General features: G+C 34.4%; 22 protein-coding genes. 11 read left to right on the top strand and 11 right to left on the bottom strand.

What is annotated here, in order from left to right; all coding sequences use genetic code 11:
- Positions 1–2: 2 nt before the first annotated feature.
- The 3 genes from C8C87_RS03715 to C8C87_RS03705 all read right to left on the bottom strand — a co-directional run bounded on the left by C8C87_RS03715 (position 3) and on the right by C8C87_RS03705 (position 3439).
- On the bottom strand, positions 3–1478 hold the full coding sequence (locus C8C87_RS03715) for an NAD(P)/FAD-dependent oxidoreductase (RefSeq protein WP_121341260.1): 1476 nt from the start codon (positions 1476–1478) through the stop codon (positions 3–5).
- Between the two features lie 36 nt (positions 1479–1514).
- Positions 1515–2414: a MerR family transcriptional regulator gene (locus tag C8C87_RS03710; protein ID WP_199074811.1), complete on the bottom strand. Its 900-nt coding sequence runs from the start codon at positions 2412–2414 to the stop codon at positions 1515–1517.
- Between the two features lie 71 nt (positions 2415–2485).
- Positions 2486–3439 (bottom strand): ion channel, encoded by a 954-nt coding sequence (locus C8C87_RS03705; RefSeq protein WP_369800960.1) that lies wholly within the window; start codon positions 3437–3439, stop codon positions 2486–2488.
- A gap of 292 nt (positions 3440–3731) precedes the next feature.
- On the opposite strand from C8C87_RS03705, the gene C8C87_RS03700 reads away from it, so the two are divergent.
- The 5 genes from C8C87_RS03700 (at position 3732) to C8C87_RS03680 (ending at position 7349) form a co-directional block, all read left to right on the top strand.
- Positions 3732–4367, top strand: coding sequence for a phosphoribosyltransferase (locus tag C8C87_RS03700; protein ID WP_121341257.1), 636 nt, complete (start codon positions 3732–3734; stop codon positions 4365–4367).
- A 42-nt stretch (positions 4368–4409) separates the two neighbouring features.
- Positions 4410–5054, top strand: coding sequence for a dienelactone hydrolase family protein (locus C8C87_RS03695; RefSeq protein WP_121343281.1), 645 nt, complete (start codon positions 4410–4412; stop codon positions 5052–5054).
- Positions 5055–5114: 60 nt separating this feature from the next.
- Positions 5115–5552 (top strand): VOC family protein, encoded by a 438-nt coding sequence (locus C8C87_RS03690; RefSeq protein ID WP_121341254.1) that lies wholly within the window; start codon positions 5115–5117, stop codon positions 5550–5552.
- 86 nt (positions 5553–5638) lie between these two features.
- Complete coding sequence (locus C8C87_RS03685; protein WP_099716082.1) at positions 5639–6532, top strand: dienelactone hydrolase family protein; 894 nt, start codon at positions 5639–5641, stop codon at positions 6530–6532.
- Between the two features lie 538 nt (positions 6533–7070).
- The gene (locus C8C87_RS03680; RefSeq protein ID WP_121341252.1) at positions 7071–7349 is read left to right on the top strand and encodes a hypothetical protein; all 279 of its coding nucleotides are present in this window, start codon (positions 7071–7073) and stop codon (positions 7347–7349) included.
- 554 nt (positions 7350–7903) lie between these two features.
- Here C8C87_RS03680 and carB read toward each other — a convergent pair.
- Together carB and rpmH are read right to left on the bottom strand one after the other, a co-directional pair.
- Positions 7904–10759, bottom strand: a complete 2856-nt coding sequence (carB, locus tag C8C87_RS03670; RefSeq protein ID WP_121341247.1) for a carbamoyl-phosphate synthase large subunit — start codon at positions 10757–10759, stop codon at positions 7904–7906.
- A 157-nt stretch (positions 10760–10916) separates the two neighbouring features.
- Entirely contained in the window at positions 10917–11078 is a 162-nt protein-coding gene (gene rpmH / locus C8C87_RS03665; RefSeq protein ID WP_007136275.1) for a 50S ribosomal protein L34, read from the bottom strand.
- A gap of 164 nt (positions 11079–11242) precedes the next feature.
- Between rpmH and C8C87_RS03660 the strand changes: the two genes are divergently transcribed.
- Entirely contained in the window at positions 11243–11758 is a 516-nt protein-coding gene (locus C8C87_RS03660) for a DUF2892 domain-containing protein (protein WP_121341245.1), read from the top strand.
- 188 nt (positions 11759–11946) lie between these two features.
- On the opposite strand, the gene C8C87_RS03655 is transcribed toward C8C87_RS03660, so the two are convergent.
- Together C8C87_RS03655 and C8C87_RS03650 are read right to left on the bottom strand one after the other, a co-directional pair.
- Positions 11947–12840 (bottom strand): lytic transglycosylase domain-containing protein, encoded by an 894-nt coding sequence (locus C8C87_RS03655; RefSeq protein ID WP_121341243.1) that lies wholly within the window; start codon positions 12838–12840, stop codon positions 11947–11949.
- A gap of 41 nt (positions 12841–12881) precedes the next feature.
- Positions 12882–13550: an alpha/beta hydrolase gene (locus tag C8C87_RS03650; RefSeq protein WP_121341241.1), complete on the bottom strand. Its 669-nt coding sequence runs from the start codon at positions 13548–13550 to the stop codon at positions 12882–12884.
- Between the two features lie 113 nt (positions 13551–13663).
- Here C8C87_RS03650 and C8C87_RS03645 point away from each other — a divergent pair, with 113 nt between their 5' ends.
- Positions 13664–14380 (top strand): pirin family protein, encoded by a 717-nt coding sequence (locus C8C87_RS03645; RefSeq protein ID WP_121341238.1) that lies wholly within the window; start codon positions 13664–13666, stop codon positions 14378–14380.
- 29 nt (positions 14381–14409) lie between these two features.
- A complete protein-coding gene (locus C8C87_RS03640; protein ID WP_099716384.1) occupies positions 14410–14694 on the top strand; it encodes a GNAT family N-acetyltransferase in 285 nt (94 codons plus the stop codon).
- A gap of 61 nt (positions 14695–14755) precedes the next feature.
- Here the strand turns inward: C8C87_RS03640 and C8C87_RS03635 are convergent, their stop codons facing one another.
- Positions 14756–15919 (bottom strand): hypothetical protein, encoded by a 1164-nt coding sequence (locus C8C87_RS03635; protein ID WP_121341235.1) that lies wholly within the window; start codon positions 15917–15919, stop codon positions 14756–14758.
- Positions 15920–16143: 224 nt separating this feature from the next.
- A complete protein-coding gene (locus tag C8C87_RS03630; protein ID WP_099716090.1) occupies positions 16144–17778 on the bottom strand; it encodes an ABC-F family ATP-binding cassette domain-containing protein in 1635 nt (544 codons plus the stop codon).
- A 390-nt stretch (positions 17779–18168) separates the two neighbouring features.
- Between C8C87_RS03630 and C8C87_RS03625 the strand changes: the two genes are divergently transcribed.
- Positions 18169–18702, top strand: coding sequence for a murein L,D-transpeptidase catalytic domain family protein (locus tag C8C87_RS03625; RefSeq protein ID WP_099716091.1), 534 nt, complete (start codon positions 18169–18171; stop codon positions 18700–18702).
- 62 nt (positions 18703–18764) lie between these two features.
- On the opposite strand, the gene C8C87_RS03620 is transcribed toward C8C87_RS03625, so the two are convergent.
- The gene (locus tag C8C87_RS03620; RefSeq protein WP_121341232.1) at positions 18765–19940 is read right to left on the bottom strand and encodes a GlmU family protein; all 1176 of its coding nucleotides are present in this window, start codon (positions 19938–19940) and stop codon (positions 18765–18767) included.
- 166 nt (positions 19941–20106) lie between these two features.
- Positions 20107–20358 (bottom strand): type B 50S ribosomal protein L31, encoded by a 252-nt coding sequence (locus C8C87_RS03615; protein ID WP_099716093.1) that lies wholly within the window; start codon positions 20356–20358, stop codon positions 20107–20109.
- Between the two features lie 240 nt (positions 20359–20598).
- On the opposite strand from C8C87_RS03615, the gene C8C87_RS03610 reads away from it, so the two are divergent.
- Positions 20599–21129 (top strand): DUF4199 domain-containing protein, encoded by a 531-nt coding sequence (locus tag C8C87_RS03610; RefSeq protein WP_121341229.1) that lies wholly within the window; start codon positions 20599–20601, stop codon positions 21127–21129.
- A 6-nt stretch (positions 21130–21135) separates the two neighbouring features.
- Positions 21136–22095 carry a glycosyltransferase family 2 protein gene (locus C8C87_RS03605; protein ID WP_121341227.1) on the top strand — a complete coding sequence of 320 codons (960 nt, stop codon included), beginning with the start codon at positions 21136–21138 and terminating at the stop codon, positions 22093–22095.
- Positions 22096–22240: the final 145 nt, after the last annotated feature.

Genomic DNA, 22240 nt, shown 5'->3' with positions numbered 1-22240 from the left:
AATTATTGCTCTGAAAATTGCTTATTAATTAATTCTGACACTAATTTTCCAGAAATTAATGCTGGTGGAACACCTGGTCCCGGAACGGTCAATTGACCTGTGAAATATAAATTCTTTACTTTTTTACTTTTTAATTTAGGTCTCAAAAAAGCGGTTTGCAATAATGTATTCGCCATTCCGTATGCATTTCCTTTATAAGAGTTGTACTCTGAAACAAAGTCGTTTTTGCAAAATGATTTTTTAAATATAATATTATTTTTCACGCTTTGCTGTGTTAACGTTTCAAAACGATCTATTATTTTTTCAAAATATTCTTCTCGTAATGCCTCAGTATCATTGATTCCCGGGGCCAGAGGCACTAAGAAAAAGCCAGATTCCATTCCTTCGGGAGCGGCAGTTTTATCTGTCACTGATGGAAAATTGGCATAAAACAACGGTTCACTAGGCCATTGTGGTTCATCATAAATATCCTTGGCATGCTGATAAAAATCGACATCAAAAAACAATGCGTGATGCGAAATATTATCTATTTTTTTATTGAAACCAACATAAAACAATAATGACGAAGGTGCGAAAACTCTGCTGTTCCAATATTTCTCAGAATACGCACGATGTTCCTGATCCAACAATGTTTCAGTATGATGGTAATCGGCACCGCTCAAAATCAAATCAGATGCAATTGTTTCGCCATTTACCACTAAAGCCTTAGCTGTTTTATTCTCAACAATTATCTTTTCAATATTTGAATTCGTGTGAAACGTAACTCCTAATTCTCTTGCTAAACTTTCCATGGCACGAACCACATCAAACATTCCAGTTTTAGGATGCCAGGTTCCAAGACCAAAATCGGCATAGTTCATAAAACTATAAAACGAAGGCGTATCGGATGGTTTTGCACCAAGAAACAAAACTGGGAATTCCAGAATTTGAATCAATCGTTCATTTTTAAATTTCTTACGAACATCTTTACTGATGTTGCTGAAAAACTGCCCTACTTTTTTAGCCGTTTCAACGGTTATTAACTCCAGTGGAGAAACTCCCGGGCGGTATACTAAATCCTTTATGGCAATGTCATAATTACTTTTGGCCTCAGCCATAAAATCATTTAATATTTTTCCGCTACCTTTTTCAATCGCTTCAAAAGCAAATATTATATCGGTTAAATTATCCGCAATGGTAATAAAATCATCGATTCCGTAATATACACGATACGCGGGCGATAACTTTATTAACTCGTAATAATCAGAAGTTTTTTTATCAAAATCAGCAAAAAAACGATCGAACACATCTGGCATCCAGTACCAACTTGGCCCCATGTCAAACGTGAAACCCTCCATTTTTAATTGTCGTGCTCTTCCGCCAATTGTTGCATTTTTTTCATAAACGGTAACATCGTGCCCGCTTTGCGCTAAATAACAGGAAGCAGCAAGCGAAGAAAACCCAGAACCTATAATTGTAATTTTTTTTATCTCTCTCATTTGTTTAGCAAATATACAAAAAGTTTAAACAAAAAATCAAATTTCATTCACTAATTCAGAAATGGAATTGAAAATTGATATTTTATCTGAAAGCCCTTCTTTGTTGATAAACTCCACCAAACGTCCAGTATACCATAACTCAGTATTCTCATCTAATAATTCATCTGCCATTTTTTGGATGTATTCATCCAAAATATCTCTTTCAGGTTGCACCGTGAAATACGAAATAAAAATAATCGAGTCAAAATGCTTTTTCAAATCTTTCAAATTACTGATAGGCATACTTTCACCCAGATAGATGGTTTTGTAACCCAGTAACAGAATTTCATAATTTAAATACATCAACCCAAGTTCATGAATTTCATTCATTGGCAGCGAAAGCACAAAAACTTTATCGTTTTTAGTTTGCTTCAAAACTTGAAGTTTCTCCGTATTAATGAGTAGTTTTTGCTTGATTAAATAGCTGATAAAATGCTCGTGGGCTGGTGTTATCGTATCAGATTGCCATAATAATCCCAGTTCATTCATCAAAGGGATAAAGACTTGAAGAAATACTTCTTTGAATGATTTTTCAGCAATCAACCAATTGTATGTATTGAAAAATAACTCCTGGTCAAAATTCATCATTGCCATCTTAAACTCACTGATAGCATGACTTTTGGCCGTTTTGTTCGAAATTATTTCTCGTACAAGAGAGGGTATTTTTTCTTGTGGATAAGTCGCTATTTTTGAAATTTTATAGCCATAGTCATGTAGCAAAGTAATGTTTAATAGTTTTTGCAAACTAGCCAAATCGTACAATCGGATGTTAGTATCAGTACGCATCGGTTGAAGAATATCGTATCTTTTCTCCCAGATTCGTATAGTGTGTGCTTTGATTCCTGAAAGATTTTCAAGATCTTTTATACTAAACACACTTTTTATATTGTTTATCATTTGTCTAAATTTAATAAACAAATGTAAAATAAATTTTATTATAAATTTGAAATAATTTGAAAACTATTGCATTAGTCTAAAGTGACGCTGTAAAAAGCATTTAATTTGTCTAAATCAAGAACTGTTTTTGAATTATCAGTACTTCGAGTGTACATAGGTTCAAATTTTGCCCCATAAATAACTTCCTCAAAAGTATACGAAGTACGAATGGCAACCGTATTACTAAACATATCATCAAAGGTTTTTATAAAAACAAGGATTTCTCCATGAATACTATCAAAATCTTCTTTGGTTAAGTTATACAGCGGACTATTTTCGGTTATGGGATGAACCAAAGTCCAGCTTAAGGTTAATGCATTTATTCTTTCCAATTCTAAATCTAAAGAATAGAATTTATTTGTTTTTGCACCATTTTCTTCCACACTCATACCGAGTGTCATTTTGGCTTCAGCATCAGTAAAATTAGTATTTTTAAAAGGTGTAATTCTTATCATTAAACCCTTTATTTCCCCATAAGGAGCAATCAGGGCATTGTGAGAAAATTTCAAAAAAGCGGTGGGCTTGCTAAAACGTCCAAAAAATAAACCGGTAGCAATCGCAAAACTCAACAATCCTATCAAAGCCTCAGCAGCAGCTAATAAACTGGTCAAAAAACCGGAAGGACTAATGTGTCCATATCCCACGGTTGTAAAAGTTTGCGCACTAAAAAAATAAGCCTGTCCAAATTGAACCCAATTTGAACCTGAAGCATCAATCCCATTCAGATTTTCGATTCCAATGGCATAATACAGTAGCGCAAATAGAAAATTCATACCCACGTAGAACAACAAAAGAATCAACATGAATTTCCATCTTGGCAAATCAATCATGGTATGATACCAACTAATGCGATGCAAGAGATGCATGCCTCGTTTCTCTACATTAGCCGTTCCATTTTTATTCACAAAACGCCCACCATAGTTATTGGCATTTACTCCAAAACCAGTATTGGTATCTGCCTTAGCTTTTGAATTTATTTTCTTCATTGCAGTTATTGCTATTCATTTGTTGTGAGGTAAAAATAGCAAAAAAAACGCTTTATAAATAAGAAGTGCTTTTACCTTTCGAATATGCCATTCCTTAATCCAACTTGTTTTTATAACGCTATTTGTTCATTTGTACCCTACTTTTTTTATTTATCACTAATGTTTCTTTTCAAGAATATTTTTTTGCACAACTGCTATTTTTAATGCTAAAATATTTTTAAAACACAATTGTAATTAATTGAAAATCAATACCTTTATGTGTGATTTATTCTTTCACACAAAACTTTAAGCTATGTTTGACGAGATCTTAAAAGATAGAATTGAGGCGGGTTTATTGCTTTCTGAAAAACTAAAAAAGTACCAGAATAGCAACACCATAGTACTTGCCGTTCCCAGAGGCGGAGTACCTGTGGGATATGTAATTGCTAAAAATTTGCACCTTCCTTTAGATATCGTTCTTTCAAAAAAAATAGGACATCCCAATAATAAAGAATTTGCGATTGGTGCCGTCTCATCAGATTCTATGATTCTTGATGAACATCCAAATATCCCTAAAAAGTATATCGACAGTGAAATTATTCGGCTGCGGCAATTAATGAAACATAAATACGAGCTCTATATGGGCAATAGAAAACCGCTGGATGTAAAAGGTAAAAATATAATTTTAGTAGATGACGGCATCGCTACAGGAAATACTTTGCTTGCCAGCATAAATATGCTTCGGAAAAAAAATCCGGCAAAAATAATCGTGGCTACACCCGTAATACCTTATGAGAACGTGCCTGTATTTGAGAAAAATACTGATGAATTTATCTACCTGATAGCTTCGAAATATTTTACGGGTGTAGGCGGATTTTATGAAGTATTCAATCAAGTAGAAGATAATGAAGTGATAGAATTGTTGCGACTTCCTATTAGCACAGAATAATGTCATTTTTAAAATACAGTTTCATATTTAAAACTTGAAATGATGGAAAAATTAGATTTAGACATTCCTTTATCATCTGTCACATTGAAGGGAGATTTGATAATTCCTGAAAACGCAAGAGGAATCGTTATTTTTTCTCATGGAAGTGGCAGCAGTAGATTCAGTTCCCGAAACAGAATGGTAGCCGAGTTGATACAAAAACAAAACATCGGTACATTCCTTTTTGACTTACTCACCGAGGAAGAAGATGAACTGTATGAGAACCGGTTCAATATAGATTTATTAAGCGACCGATTAATCGAAACTACACAATGGTTGATGGATTATAAAAGCACTTCGGATTTACCAATTGGTTATTTTGGGGCCAGCACGGGAGCTGCATCGGCGTTGCGGGCAGCGGCTTATTTCAAGACAAAAATTAAAGCTGTCGTTTCTCGTGGCGGACGACCCGATTTAGCCATTACCGAATTGCCACAAGTAACCGCTCCCACTCTACTGATTGTAGGCGGTCTTGATGTTGCAGTTATCGGGATGAATAAAATGGCCTACGATCAATTAGAATCCGTAAAAGAAATGAAAATAATTCCCAGAGCCACCCATCTTTTTGAAGAACCCGGAAAATTACTTGAAGTAGCTGAATTAGCAATGGTTTGGTACAAAAGGTATTTAACAACAAAAGACGATTAATACCTATTATAAATTTGGAAAAAAATAAAGAAGCAAACAATCCTTTAAATAAAAAATATCATGGTAACAGTTAATACGTATATCACTTATAATGGGAATTGCGAAGAAGCATTCCTGTTTTACAAATCAGTTTTTGGTGGTGAATTTTCTTATTTTGGAAGATTCAAAGAAATGCCAATGTCAGAAGGCAAAACCTGCCCTCCCGGAGATGCTGAAAAAATAATGCATGTTTCTCTGCCCATTAGTGACGAAACAGCAATAATGGGAAGTGACAGTTTCGAATCTTTTGGGGCAAAAACTATTTACGGGAATAATTTTTCACTTTCTATCAATGCCGAAAGCAAAGACGAAGCCGATAAAGTGTTCCAAGCTCTTTCAGCCGGTGGAAAAGTCATCATGCCTATGGAAGATGCTTTTTGGGGTGGCTATTTTGGGACATTCACGGATAAATTTGGGGTAAACTGGATGATAAATTTTGAGAAAAATCAAGGGGAGTAAATCAATTCGTATACTGCAAGTAAAATTCCTTCATTGGGACTTTACTTGCTTTTTTTTCCTAAATTAGTTGAATCAAAATAAATGCTATGAAAAAACTAACCAAAGAAGATATCAGTCAGGAAGTATTTGACTTATACGATGATTACGCCCATAACAAAATTGAAAGAAGACAATTCGTCGAGAAACTATCCTTGTTTGCGGTAGGAACACTTACGCTACCGTCACTTCTGAGTTTTATGACACCCAATTATATTGATTCTATTTTGATAAAACCTGGTGACCCAAGGTTGAAATCAGAATTTATCACCTACGATTCTCCAAAAGGCGGAGGAAAAATCAAAGGACTTTTATCCCAACCCACAGGAACCAAAAAGAAACTACCGGGAATCATCGTCGTACATGAAAACCGTGGACTGAATCCGTATATTGAAGATGTAGGACGAAGAGCCGCTGTGGAAGGATTTATTACTTTGGCTCCTGATGCTTTATCGCCTTTGGGCGGTTATCCCGGAAATGATGATGCGGGAAGAGAATTACAAAAAAAACGTACGCGTGAGGAAATGCTCGAAGACTTCATTGCAGCCTACGAATACTTAAAATCACACAAAGATTGTAATGGCCGTATTGGCGTAGTAGGATTTTGTTTTGGTGGTTGGATTGCCAATATGATGGCGGTTAAAATCCCAGATTTGTGTGCCGCAGTTCCCTATTACGGAGGACAACCCACTGCTGCCGAAGCCGAAAAAATAAAAACACCTATCCTAGCGCAATATGCCAGTTTAGACACGCGTGTAAATGAAGGTTGGCCCGCTTTTGAAGCCATCCTTAAAAAGAACAAAGTAGAGCATACCGCTTATTTCTATGAAGGTGTCAATCATGGTTTTCATAACAATACGACTCCCAGATACGATGAAAAAGCCGCTACTTTATCGTGGACGAGAACTATAGATTTTTTTAAGGAGAAATTGAAGAAGAAATAATTTCAGAATTCAGATATCTAAAAGTCCCGTGATTGGGGCTTTTTTATTTATGAATAGCTATCATTTTTAAAGAAAACACTGCAAAAATGAAAAGCAAATAAGGAATTTGGTTATATTTGAAAATAAATAAAATCTGACGTTTATCAGATATAGAGACACAATTTAGTGATGACAAGTCAGATATCGTTAGACCTATATGCAAGTTAGGCGAGATATTACCAAAAAAAACGTAAACAAATAAAAATCATAGATATGGTTTTAACGAAAGTACTGTTGTAGATGGTGAATTAAACCTAAATTGGTCATTTAGTAATAAATTTTATGATAGTAACACAGGTTCAAGTTTTACTGATTATGCTACTACTTACAATTTTGGGGCAGGAATTGCTGGAAACTTATTAAAAGTAAATATGTCAAAAGCTGATTTTCTCATAGGTAGTTATAGTACTTTAAACGAAACAGGATTTTCTAAATTTAATGTCTATGAAAAAGGACATAGCGAATCCTTATCTCAAATAAAATAAATAAAGTTTCAAGTTTGCTAAAAGGTTCGGCTGATATTATAAGATATTATGATGGACTTCAGAAAGTGGCTAATGGGGATTTATATGGAGGAGCGGTTAGTAGTCTATCAAATTATACCGGAGGAGAGATCGGTTGGGCTTATGGTTGGGGAGCTGGTTTAGCATGGTCTGCAACGTGGAAAGTTATGGATAGGTATGTTAGCAAAACAGAAACTTATAACAGAATTCTCTTTGGTGTTCATTCATCCGCATTAAACAGAGTGAGAAATATTGGTGGAAAAGTAAAATATTAGATAATGATTAAAACTATCTTTGATTTCTGGCTTGATTATTCGGTTTCCAGGTATAATAGGCTTAAAAGGTATGAGAACGATCCCGAAGTAAGGATAATTCTTAATACTTCATTTATCCAATCACTTAATGTGAATACTATTTTATTAATATTATTAAAATTAATTAATTTTAATTTAGTTGACTTGAGGTATCTTATAATTACAGTGATTATTTTATTTATTCTAAATTATTTAGCATACAAAAGAATGAGTAAAGAAAAAAAAGAGATGATTAAAAAAAGAATACCAAAATATAAAAGATTATATTATGTAATATATTCATTGCTATCTGCTGTGTTACTAATTTTGGTTGTTTATCTAGTTAGTTGTAAAGAATAGATTATCATCTTGAGGAAGCAATTGCCGGGCAGAAACCCAGCTCTCCGTAGAGTTAGTCATTTTACGCTGGGCAAATGTCTCCGACTTTGACCCCGTAACTATAAGCAAATAAAACACTATCCCATAAAAAAAGCCCCAATCAAAATTGGGGCTTTTTCAATATATACATTCAAGTTTTATTTACTCAAATACATTTTTCTTCTGGAGTACAATTCGTAGAATTGATCGTCTTTCAAGTCATCAATAAACAAGATGCTTTCTCCTGTTGATTTCATTTCTGGTCCTAATGCTTTGTTTACATTTTGGAACTTGCTGAAAGAGAAAACTGGTTGCTTGATCGCATATCCTTTCAACTGTGGATTGAATTTGAAATCGGTTACTTTATTGTGACCTAACATTACTTTAGTAGCATAGTTCACATAAGGTTCTCCGTATGCTTTTGCAATAAATGGAACCGTACGGGATGCTCTAGGATTTGCCTCGATAATGTAAACAGTATCATCTTTTATAGCAAACTGAATGTTGATTAGACCTACAGTTTTTAACGCTTTAGCAATTTTAACGGTATGATCTTTTATTTGTTGCATCACAAATTCTCCTAAGTTAAAAGGAGGCAAAGTAGCATTACTATCTCCAGAGTGCACTCCGCAAGGTTCGATGTGCTCCATAATTCCTATGATGTACACATTACCATCCGCATCACAAATTGCATCGGCTTCCGCTTCGATTGCTCCGGCCAAATAATGATCTAACAGCAATTTATTTCCTGGAATTGTTTTCAATAAATTGATAACGTGCTCTTCCAACTCTTTCTTATTGATTACGATTTTCATTCCCTGACCACCTAACACATACGAAGGACGAATCAATAATGGGAAATCTAAAGTATCTGCTAAGGCAGAAGCTTCGTCAGCTGTTTCAGCAATCCCAAATTGTGGGAAAGGAATATTCAAGTCAGTTAACAATTCAGAGAAACGTCCTCTGTCTTCGGCTAAATCAAGTGCATCAAAGCTGGTTCCTATAATCTTTACTCCGTATTTAGACAGTTTTTCAGCCAATTTCAAGGCTGTTTGACCACCTAATTGAACTATTACACCTTCTGGTTTTTCATGCTGAATGATGTCGTAAATATGTTCCCAGAAAACGGGTTCGAAGTATAATTTATCAGCTGTATCAAAATCAGTCGAAACTGTTTCCGGATTACAGTTAATCATAATCGTTTCATAACCACATTCTTTTGCTGCCAAAACTCCGTGTACACAAGAATAATCAAACTCGATTCCTTGTCCAATTCTATTTGGGCCTGACCCAAGAACAATTATTTTCTTTTTATCAGTTACAATGCTTTCGTTATCTACATAACGTTCGCCATTTGCTTTTTCGATTTCAGCCTCAAAAGTAGAGTAGTAATATGGTGTTTTAGCTTTAAACTCAGCAGCACAAGTATCAACCAGTTTAAACACACGGTTGATGTTCTTATCCATACGCAACGTATGCACTTCACTTTCCAGACAGTTCATCATGTGAGCAATTTGTCTGTCAGCAAAACCTTTTTGTTTCGCTTCAAGCAACAATTCTTTTGGAAGATTCGAAACTTTATAGTTAGAAATTTCTTTCTCTAAAGTGTACAGTTCTTCGTATTGTTTCAAGAACCACATATCGATTTTAGTGATTTCATGAATACGGCTCAATGGAATTCCCATCGCGATAGCATCATAAATCACGAAAACACGGTCCCAACTTGCAAATGTCAGTTTCTCGATAATTTGTTCGTAGTTAGTGTATCCTTTTCCGTCGGCACCCAAACCATTTCTTTTGATTTCCAATGATTGAGTCGCTTTGTGCAAGGCTTCTTGGAACGAACGTCCAATACCCATTACTTCACCTACGGATTTCATTTGAAGTCCTAACGTTCTGTCTGCTCCTTCAAATTTATCAAAGTTCCAACGTGGAATTTTAACAATCACATAATCCAAAGTCGGTTCGAATAAAGCCGAAGTCGATTTGGTAATTTGGTTTTGCAATTCATCTAAATTGTAACCCAAAGCCAGTTTAGAAGCAATTTTTGCAATAGGATAACCTGTAGCTTTTGATGCCAAAGCTGAGGAACGAGATACACGAGGATTGATTTCAATCGCTACGATATCTTCTTTATCATCTGGTGAAACGGCAAACTGCACGTTACAACCTCCTGCAAAATTTCCGATGCTGCGCATCATCAAGATTGCCATATCACGCAACTTTTGGAAAGTCGTATCTGATAATGTCATTGCTGGTGCAACCGTGATGGAATCTCCGGTATGAATTCCCATTGGATCCATATTTTCAATCGAACAGATAATAACAACATTATCGTTTTTATCTCTCAATAATTCCAATTCGTATTCTTTCCAACCTATTAAAGCTTTATCAATTAAAACCTCATGAATAGGTGACATTTCTAATCCGTAGGTTAGTTTTTCGTCAAATTCTTCTTTGGTATGTACAAAAGCGGCTCCAGTTCCCCCAAGTGTAAACGAAGGACGAATTACTAACGGGAAACCAAACTCCTGTGCAATTTCTTTTCCTTCCAAGAAAGAAGTAGCTGTTTTTGCCGGTGCAGTTGGTACATTTATTTTTTGAAGCAATTGTTTAAACTGCTCTCTGTCTTCGGTAATATTAATGGCGTTTACATCAACCCCGATTAATCGTACTCCGAAATCTTCCCAAATTCCTTTTTCATCTGCTTCCAGACACAAGTTCAAAGCGGTTTGTCCACCCATTGTAGGTAAAACGGCATCGATTTGAGGATGTGCTTTAAGGATTTCAATAATTGACTTGGTCGTTAATGGCTTCAAATAAATATGATCGGCCATACTTGGGTCGGTCATAATCGTTGCCGGATTGGAGTTTATCAAAATAACTTCAATTCCTTCTTCACGAATAGAACGGGCAGATTGCGATCCCGCATAATCAAATTCGCACGCTTGACCAATAACAATAGGACCTGAACCTATTATTAAAACTGATTTTATAGATGTATCTTTTGGCATTGTATGGTATTATTGTGTTGTGTAGTTGTTGTCTTCAAAAGATTAAAGTTACTGAACTCAAACCCTTTAACTGTAAATCTTAAACTTTTTTTAACGAATAGGTATAAAAAAAGGCGATACTAAAAAAAGTAACGCCTTATTTATGTTTATAGAAACATTATTTTTTGTGTCTTGGTTCGCAAGAAACAGTCAATTTATGTCTTCCTTTAGCTCTTCTACGCGCAAGAACTTTTCTTCCATTTGCAGAAGCCATTCTGTCCATAAATCCGTGCTTATTTCTTCTTTTTCTTTTCGATGGTTGAAACGTTCTTTTGCTCATTGCTTTGTATCTTTAAAATCTTATTTATATGTCTTCCTATTTTTGAATAACTGTTATTCTAAAACCGAGTGCAAATATACAAAGACTTTTTTTTCTCACAAGCAGTTTTGTAAAAATATTTTCAATTCATTTTACTATATTTGTCATCTTAAAATAATCACACTATGTTTCACAGAAATATTAAACTTATTATCGCCGGACTAATTATCATTACTGGCATTTGGCAATTCACGGAAAGCAATATCGGTAATGGAATTTTCCTTATATTATTGAGTGCTATTCCTATTTTCCTTTACTTTAAAAACGAATTCATCTTATTAGCCTTCTTAAAATTAAGAAAACAAGATTTTGAAGGGGCCAAAAAATGGTTGGCTTACATCAAAAAACCGGAAACAGCTTTGGTAAGAAAACAACAAGGATACTTTAATTACTTACACGGAATCATGCTTTCGCAAACCAATATCAATCAAGCAGAGAAATTTTTCAAAAAAGCAATTGAACTGGGATTATCAATGGATATGGATTTGGCTGTAGCCAAATTAAACTTAGCCGGAGTTGCCATGACACGCAGAAGAAAATTAGAAGCTACTACGTTATTGAATGAAGCCAAAAAATTAGACAAACAAAACATGTTGAAAGATCAGATTGTCATGATGAAAGAACAAATGAAAAAAATATAATTTTTTTTATAATTATCGAAAAAGGGTCAAATGATACACATTTGACCCTTTTTTATTTGGTTATCTCCTAAATTTTTGGAAAACAAAACTACACCCCATTTTTTTATTAACCATATAAGAAATATAAGTTCAAATAAGTTTTTACGTGGGTAATATTTCCTTAAATGCTTTATATAGTTTAAGAATAGTTAATATCCTTTTAACGGAATTTCGATTTGGTATTTTTTACCGGTATCATTTATTAGTTTCGTTTCTCTAAGCCAAGGGTTGTGAATTTTTAAAATCTTATAGTTTATTCCTTGCTCTTTTGCAAAATCAGCCAAATCTGTAATCGTACTGTCAATTTCGATTTTCTTAGTTGGTAACGTTGCATATAAATCTTCGGAAGCAATTGTAAATCCATATTTTACGGGATTCTCCATGATTTCTTTCAAGGCTAAAATCCTAAAAACATAGCGAGACGTTTCTTCGGTAAGCAACAAATCATAGTAATTTGTCACTTTTTGAATGTCAATTTGTTTATTGACACCCGTCATTCCTCCGTTATAAGAAGCTGCCGCCAAAGTCCAGCTTCCAAATTTTCCTTTGGCACTCAAAAAATAACTGCAGGCCGCTTGCGTTGATTTTTCTAAATCATAGCGCTGATCCACATTTTCATTGACTTCCATTCCGCGTTCTTTGGCCGTATCCGGCATGAACTGCCAAATCCCTCTTGCTCCTGCTGGCGAAACCACATTAACCAAGCCACTTTCTATAACGGCCAGATATTTAAAATCATCCGGAATTCCGTTCTTTTTTAAAATAGGCTCAATTACAGGAAAAGCACGATTCGCTCTTTTTATAGCCAAAATAGTAGAAGCATGCAGATTTACATTTACCAGTAATTCCCTGTCCAAACGTTCTTTTACATCTGATATTTTCAAAGGTGTTTCCTCGCCTGCAAAATCTAATTTCACAGGAAAATCACCCGCAATTTCTTTTGCAACCTCTTTTTCTTCTGACGGGTTTTTAGCCGCAAAAATAAATACACTACTCGCAAAAATCACGGTAAGGATTATGGCAACTTTATTAATCAATTTCATCTTTTCTTTTTTAGACCTTTCATATAGCTATAAAAGTGCGTTTACTTCTTTTCTGTTCCCAATATAATGGTAGGCAAATTTTCATTCAACCATTTGTACTTATTCAAAATCATAATGTGCGTCCCTCCTTTTACAACGACACAATTCTTGATATATTTTATTGGAAACACATCATCCATATCTCCATGGATGTGGATTACATCCTCGTCAACAACCGTTCTATCCCATAAAATCACTTGTTCCACTGCCCAATTCAAATAACGAATATCCCGAACCGAGAGAAATTTCTCGTATAGCTTGAGCCTTTGATTTACTTTTTCGCCAAAGGAAAACTTAGCAAGACTTTCAATATTTGCTATCAGATTCATGGGAATTAATTTATAGGCTTTGGTGGTTTTAGCAATTTTCATTCTTCTGGGAAATTCCACATTACTTTTGACACTCGAAATAATAATTATTTTTCTGGCTTCGACATATTTAGCCATTTCCTGTACCAAAATACCTCCGAACGAAACCCCAATCAAAACCGGATTCGGATGCGTAATTTTATCTGCAATTCTCTTGGCATAATCCGTCAAAGACTCATTATTAAGAGGGATTTCCCACTCCAGCAAGACTATTTCAAACATTTCTTCGGGAAGTGCAATTCGCTCAAAAATGGTCGTACTTGCCGCTAATCCCGGCATTAAATAAACTGCGATTTTACTCATAATTGTTTTAACTATTTTATAACAAAATTCAGTCTTTTTATGGCGAATTTTGTATAAAAATAATTTTTTTATTCAAACCCTATTCACTTTTCACTTTATATTATCAATAATTTATGACTACACAACTATTTGAATCAAATACAAGAGGCAAGGCCGATTTCGGATGGCTTAAAGCCAATTTTTCTTTTTCTTTCGGAAATTATTTCAATCCAGAACGCGTACAATTCGGAATGTTACGCGTTTTAAATGACGATACTATTGCGGGCGGATCAGGTTTTGGCACTCATGGCCATGCCAATATGGAAATCATCACTATTCCGCTCGAAGGCGGGCTACAACATCGCGACAGCATGGGAAACGAAGGAGTAATTGGTTTTGGAGAAGTGCAGGTAATGAGCGCCGGATCTGGAGTAGAACATTCTGAAATGAATGCCAGCCAGAAAAACGAGGCAAAAACACTGCAATTATGGGTTTTTCCTGACACCGAAAACGTGGCTCCAAGATATGACCAAAAATCATTTGATATTGAAAATCAAATCAATACCTTTGTAAACATCGTTTCGCCAAAGGATAAAAATGACGGAAATGCACTTTGGGTTTACCAAAAAACCTTTTTCCATTTAGGCATTTTCGATAGCAATACCACCACTATATATGAGGTTAAAATCCCTAAAAATGGTGTCTATTTATTTTTGATTGAGGGCGAAATAGAAGTGAATAATCAAACTTTGAAGGCAAGAGATGCCATGGGAATAACCGATTTTGATCAATTCGAAATTAAAATCAGTACCAAATCAAAAATACTATTGGTAGAAGTACCAATGAATTAGCGTTAATTAGTATGAATACAGCAATCACTATGGAAATCAAAGACAATACTTTTTCAAGACAATTTGAAACTATAGTTGAAAAAGAATTAATCTCAGTTGAGTATTCTTTTCAGGAGAAAAAAATATTTCTGACAAAATTAAATGTACCGGAAACATTCAAAAACGAGGAATTCGTTTCTAATTTTCTAAAAAATATCATGGAAATTGCGATTGAACGAAAATTAAAAGTTGTTCCAATCCAACCTAAAATAGTGGCATTTTTCAAAAAAAATCCTGTCTACAAAGAGCTCTTACCACCCGGAATACGATTATAAAAAAAGGCTGTGTCATATAAAAACACAGCCTTTTTTATTTAATGAAAATTCAAAACCCGTATTAATTTCTATCCTTACCACGAGAAGGATTATTCGTTCTTGCCGGAGCCGATTTTTCCATAGGTCTTCTAGATGGAATAGAACGAGCTCCTTCGTTTTGTTGACGACTTGACGGCGCATTGGATCGAGATGGACGGGCAGTTGCAGGATTATCTTGTCGGCTTCTTGGAGCCGGTTGACGATTTGTTGGTGCTACAGGCCGAACAGGACGCGCTGATGAAGGGTTTTGTTGACGATTTTCTTCTACATTTTGACGTCTTGTAGGTCTCATGGACTGATCCGAACGGGAGGCTCGAGGATTTACAGAACGGTCTCCTCTTATTTGTTCTCGAGTTCTAGGAAGAACTGTTCCTTGTGGTCTTGTAAAACTTCTTCCTTGATAGGTATCTCTATAAACATTATTTACTCTGTTTCTCCTTACCACCGGAGAACTGTTCCTTCTGGAATAATAATAGGAATACGCAAGCGGATATCGTACATATCCCACTCTGCGATAAAAATCATTTCTATAATAATGACGGTGGTAATCCCAATAATTATAATAATAAATAGGAGTCCATGCACGCCAATAAGACGGATAATAACCCCAACGCCACGGAGATATATAAACTACAAATGACGGAGAAAATAAATTGATTATTATTGGCCAATTGTTAACATATAAAACTCCATTCCAATAATTACCCGTGTACGCTCTTTCATAACCTAAATAACCTGGATTTGGCGTATACCCATCTCCTGCTGAAGGTTCCAGAATATAATCTTCACCATACAATTCTTCATCGCCTATAATTTGAATAATAACCTTCCCGTATCTATTTTTACTGACTTCAATAACGGCCACATCCTGATATTCAATTCTATTTACCGCTACGCGAAGGACTATTGAATAAGAATCGCCTTCTTTATAACTAACTACCTGAATATAATCGACATAGCCATCATTATTCAAATCAAGATTATTAACATTGGTATCTTTATCATTAATTGCTCTTTCAAATTCTTCTAAAGTTTTTTCTTTTTGAAAAATATCTAATACAGCATAAAGATTAAGGTTATCACCCGGCATACCCAAAGCTACCGGTCTGTTGTCTATTTGTGAAAACAGAGGCACACTAAACAGCGCAGTAGCTAAAAAGACTAAGGATAAAATTAATTTTTTCATGACTAAAAAATTTTATACATTGAAATTAAATCACTACACAAGGTACGAAAAATTTAAAATTAAATACTTAATAACAAGCACTTTAACCTTTTATATATAAAAAATTACATTCAAAAATCACTATCGTTTTACTGCAGAAAAACTACTCAAAAATTGACTTAAATAAAAACGGCATGCGTTATCCGCATGCCGTTTCAGTATTTATAAACTGTTCTTACCAAAGACTATTTTTCTATCTCTCGCATACTGTCCATTTTTTTATTTGCCAAGAAACCGGTAATATCTTCAAAATGTTCTACTACTCTTTTGTTTCCAAATTCGAAAACTTTAGTCGCCAATCCATCTAAGAAATCCCTGTCGTGAGAAACCAAAATTAATGTTCCGTCAAAATCACGCAACGCATCTTTGATAATATCTTTGGTTTTCATGTCCAAGTGATTCGAAGGCTCATCCAGAATCAATAAATTCACTGGTTCCAACAATAATTTAATCATTGCCAAACGCGTTTTCTCGCCACCGGAAAGCACTTTCACTTTTTTAGTCACATCATCACCCTGAAACATGAAAGCCCCTAAAATATCTTTAATTTTAGTTCGAACATCACCCACGGCAATATCATCAATAGTTTCAAAAATAGTAGCATTTTCGTCTAATAAAGAGGCTTGATTCTGAGCAAAATAACCAATCTGTGCATTATGACCAATCTCTAAACTTCCGCCATTTATTTCGATTTCTTTCATAATGGCTTTGATCATCGTCGATTTTCCTTCCCCATTTTTCCCAACGAAAGCTACTTTTTCTCCTCTTTCGATAACCATATTTGCATTCGAAAAAACCACATGATCGCCATATGATTTTGACAAATCCTTTACAATTACCGGATATTGTCCGGAACGTGCAGCAGGCGGAAATTTTAGTTTCAAAGCCGAAGTATCCACCTCGTCAACCTGAACAATAACCAGCTTCTCTAACATCTTAACACGAGACTGAACGGCATCCGTTTTAGAAAACGTCCCTTTAAAACGATCGATAAAAGTCCTGTTATCAGCAATCATGCGTTGTTGCTCGTCATATGCTTTTTGCTGATGCACACGTCTGTCTTTTCTAAGTTCCAAATAATGAGAATATTTGGCTTTATAATCATAAATACGTCCCATTGTAACTTCGATGGTACGATTCGTAATATTATCTACAAAAGCCCTGTCGTGAGAAATTACCACAACAGCTTTGGCTGAATTAATCAAGAAATCCTCTAACCATTGAATACTTTCAATATCCATGTGGTTGGTAGGCTCATCCAGTAAAATTAAGTCTGGTTTTTGCAAAAGGATTTTGGCAAGTTCTATTCGCATTCTCCATCCTCCAGAAAACTCCGAAGTCTGACGGCTAAAATCTTCACGAACAAATCCCAAACCGATTAGAATTTTCTCTACTTCGGCTTCATAATTTATTTCTTCAATAGCATAAAATTTCTCGCTCAAGTCTGAAACTCTTTCGATTAATTTCATGTACGCATCACTTTCATAATCAGTACGAATGGTTAGTTGCTCATTGATTTCATCGATTTCTGCTTTCATTGCAAAAACTTCTCCAAACGCTTTAGAAGTTTCTTCCATCACCGTCGCACCATCTGTAGTCAATAAATGCTGAGGCAAATAGGCCACAACAGCATCTTTTGGTGCCGAAATATTACCGGTTGAAGGCTTGCTTTGACCTGCAATAATTTTAAGCAGCGTCGATTTTCCTGCTCCATTTTTACCCATAAGGGCAATTTTATCATTTTCATTTATAGCAAAAGAAACATCACTAAAAAGTGTCGTGCCACCAAACTGCACAGAAATATCGTTAACTGTAATCATTTAGATTTTTAGATTTTTAGACTGCTTAGATTATTAGACTTCTCAGCAAGTGTTTTTTAAAAGTGCAAAGATAGATTAATTCAGGAATTGGACAATTGAATAATTTATAACAATTTAAATTTTGAATAAAAGAAATATAAAATTTAAACAACGCACAATAATAGTATTTTTTTATAGTTTTGCATTTGATAATTAGACGTTTAACTACAAAAAAACATTTTCATTTGAAACAACATTAAATCTTAAAAACAACAAATCCCTAAATCATTATGAAAATAGTAATCCCTGTTTAAACAATGTAAAAACAGGAGAATGGTGTAGAAAATAAAACCGATGCGTAAACCGAAAACCTAACTTTTATAGGTTGAATGAAAATTTAAAAACTAGATCATGACAAAAACATTAACAATTATTCTCTTGTGCGCTTTCCAGTTTATTGCAGCCCAAAGCAATGAAGAAATTGTACAGAAAGCTTGCGAAGTACAAACAAAATGGGGCTTTAAAGCCAAAAATAAAAATATTATTACACTCATTGATTTTTCAAAATCAATCAACGAAGCAAGGCTCTACGTTATTGATTTAAAAAACAACAAAATACTTCTAACCAGTAATGTTGACCATGGTTCTGGCTCAGGAACAGGATTGACTCCAAGTTCCTTTAGCAATATTGAAGGAAGCAAAGCCACTTCATTAGGATGCTATCTTACATTACAGACCTATCAAGGGATGTGGGGATATTCTTTACGATTAGATGGGTTGGAAAATGATAAAAATTCGAATGCTTTGAAAAGAAATATCGTTGTCCATTCGTCAAAAAAGATGTTTAGTAAATTCAGTTGGGGATGTTTTTCAGTTCCGGACAACAATGCCAACACCCTAATTAACTTAATAAAAAATGGGTCACTTATTTATGCTTATCAATAAAAGGTTAACTTAAAATAAAAAAGCCTCTATCAAGAGGCTTTTTTTATATCTAAAATGAGAAATTATTCTTTTCTCCACTTTTTTGATTCTTCAAAAACATGTTCAAGAATAGCAGCTTCTCTTTCATCAAAATCTACGTTTCTGCGACTCATCACTAATCGAGCCGTTTCAAAAGCTTTTTTGGTCACATAAGTGGTAAAACCGGAAGCACCACCCCAAGAAAAGCTAGGCACAAAGTTGCGAGGAAATCCGCTGCCAAAGATATTAGCGCTTACGCCTACTACCGTTCCCGTATTGAACATGGTGTTAATGCCACATTTACTGTGGTCTCCCATCATCAATCCGCAAAACTGAAGTCCTGTTTTAGCAAAACCTTCCGTTTCATAACTCCACAATTTCACTTCTTCGTAATTATTCTTTAGATTAGAATTATTACTGTCGGCTCCAATATTACACCATTCGCCAAGAACAGAATCTCCTAAAAACCCATCATGCCCTTTATTTGAATATGCAAAAAGCACCACATTTTTTACTTCACCACCAATTCTGGAATAAGGTCCTACGGTTGTAGCACCATATACTTTTGAAGCCATTTTCACTTGTGCATTTTCGCACAAGGCAAAAGGCCCTCTGATTACGGAACCTTCCATGATTTCTGAATCTTTACCAATATAAATAGGACCTGCAGAAGCATTTAAAGTCACAAATTCTAACTTCGCCCCTTCTTCTATAAATATATTTTCAGGTGCAATGACATTGACACTTTTTGGTATTGGTTGTGATTTTCTATCCTCTGTCAGGTATTCAAAATCTTCTCGTATCGCTGCATCATTTTTAGAAAAAATATCCCAAGTATGCTCAATAGTCAAGCAATCATCAGTATATTCAATAATTTCATAGGTATCAAAATTTACTTCTTCCTGCTCATCATTCGTATAAAAAGCAATTACTTCGTCTCCTTTGAAAATAGCCTGATTGGGTTCCAGATTACTAACCATTTCTGCTAAAACATCATTAGGAAGAAAGGAAGCGTTTATCATTACATTCTCTTCTAATTCTACCATTGGGAATTTCTCAGACAAATATTCCTCTGTCAATGTAGTTGTAGTAGAACCCAAACGCATTTCCCATTTTTGACGAATGGTCATGATTCCAATAAGAATATCCGCAACCGGACGCGTAAAAGTAAAAGGCAATAAGCCGTTTCTGGAAGGTCCGTCAAAAAGTATGTAATTCATAAAAATTGTTTATTTGTTGATTCGGTTATTTGTTGATTCGAAAATTAATTTCATCAACCTGCCGTTTTAATAATATTGACACCAAAGTTACAAAGTTTTCAAATAGATAAAAATAAAAAAGCCTCCCAAAAAGGAAGGCTTAATTGTATTTGAAAACGAGTTAAAATTATTTAACGTGTTTAGCGTATTTAGTTTTGAATTTATCAATACGTCCTGCAGTATCAATAAGTTTAGATTTACCTGTGTAAAAAGGGTGAGAAGTTCTAGAGATCTCCATTTTCACAACTGGATATTCAACTCCGTCAACTGTTAATGTTTCTTTTGTATCTGCAGTAGATTTAGTGATAAAAACTTCGTCATTTGACATGTCTTTAAATGCAACTAATCTGTAATTTTCTGGGTGAATTCCTTTTTTCATCTTGTTAATCTTTTTTATTTGTTAATTATAATTAGTCTTGAAGCTTTTCTTCTAACAGAAAAGGTATAAACTCCTTATAACTTTTTGTTTTACACTATTATTTTGAGTTTGCAAATTTACAATTATTTTCCAATAAACAAATCTTTGTATCACTTTTTTTATATAATCGTAAAAAACGATTTTTAGCTACGAATATATTGGGAATTGTTATATTTGTGGATTAATTCTAAAACAACAACAATGATAAATGAAATTATTAAAAAGAATGGAATAACCTATGGAGTAACAATTGGAATTGTTTCTGCATTAATTACTTCAACAATTTACGCTATTGATTTAAATTTGTTTACTTCTTGGTGGATTGGAGTCTTAAGTATTTTGGTTTATCTTACATTGGGAATTATTTTACTTTCGAAAACAAAAAAAGAGCTCAACAATGTTTTTTCTTTCAAAGATGCTTTTACAACTTACTTCATTGCTACACTAATAGGTATTTTAATTTCAACACTTTTTAATGTTCTTTTATTCAATTTTATTGATCCTTCTGCTAAAGAGACTTTAAGTGAATTAATGATTAAATATACTGTCAACATGATGCAAAAATTTGGTACACCAGCATCAGCCATTAACGACGCTATAGCAAAAATGAAAGAAAACAATCCTTATTCTACATTGGAATTACTAAAAGGATCTATTTTTAGTATTGTTTTTAGTTCAATTTTCGGATTAATTTTGGCAGCATTCTTTAAAAGCAAATCTACACAAGAATAAAAATTAATGAATTTATCTATACTCATACCGCTTCTTAATGAAGAGGAATCACTTAATGAACTATACAACTGGATCATCAAAGTGATGCAATCTCATAATTATACGTACGAAATCATTTTTTTGGATGATGGAAGTACTGATAATTCATGGACTATTATTGAAGGATTTGCACAAGAAAACCCTCATATAAAAGGGGTTCGTTTCATGAAAAATTTTGGTAAATCGCAAGCGCTACATGCTGGTTTTGCAAAAGCACAAGGTGATGTAATTATTACTATGGATGCTGATTTGCAGGACAGTCCAGAGGAAATTCCGGGATTGTATGATATGATTACCAACGGTAAATATGATTTGGTTTCCGGATGGAAAAAGAAACGCTACGACTCCGTAGTGGCAAAAAACTTGCCTTCTAAATTATTCAACTGGGCTGCGAGAAAAACTTCGGGAGTTGAATTGAATGATTTCAATTGCGGATTGAAAGCATACAAAAATGTTGTTGTAAAAAACATTGAAGTTTCGGGCGAAATGCACCGATACATTCCGGTTTTGGCAAAAAATGCCGGTTTTGGAAAAATTGGCGAAAAAGTAGTACAGCATCAAGCCAGAAAATACGGTGAGACCAAGTTTGGTATGGAACGTTTCATCAATGGTTTCTTGGATTTAATTACCATTTGGTTTCTTTCCCGTTTTGGAAAAAGACCGATGCATTTATTTGGTGCCATGGGATCGTTAATGTTTATTATCGGGTTTATGCTTGCCGGATATATTGGTATTTCAAAACTATATCATATGTATAATGACATGCGCTATAGTCTGGTAACAAATAATCCTTGGTTTTACATCGCACTTACCACGATGATTTTGGGAACACAATTATTTTTGGCCGGATTTCTTGGCGAAATAATTTTGCGAACAAAAAATAATGAAGAGCGTTATAAAGTGTCGAGTGAAGTTAATTTTTTATAAATTTAACTAAAACTAAATTTAAAGATAATAGTTATCGTTTACACTATAACTAGCCCTGATAACAGCGGCATCCTTTTTCTTTTTTTTCTTTAAAAAAAGAAAAAGATACAGCGAATAGCAGGATATAGCTCCTAAAACAAAACAA

Origin of the sequence: Flavobacterium sp. 120, from assembly GCF_003633605.1 — a bacterium.
GTDB classification, from domain to species: domain Bacteria; phylum Bacteroidota; class Bacteroidia; order Flavobacteriales; family Flavobacteriaceae; genus Flavobacterium; species Flavobacterium algoritolerans.
Note: the sequence above shows the minus strand (reverse complement) of the source record. Positions and strands in the feature narration are given on the sequence as shown.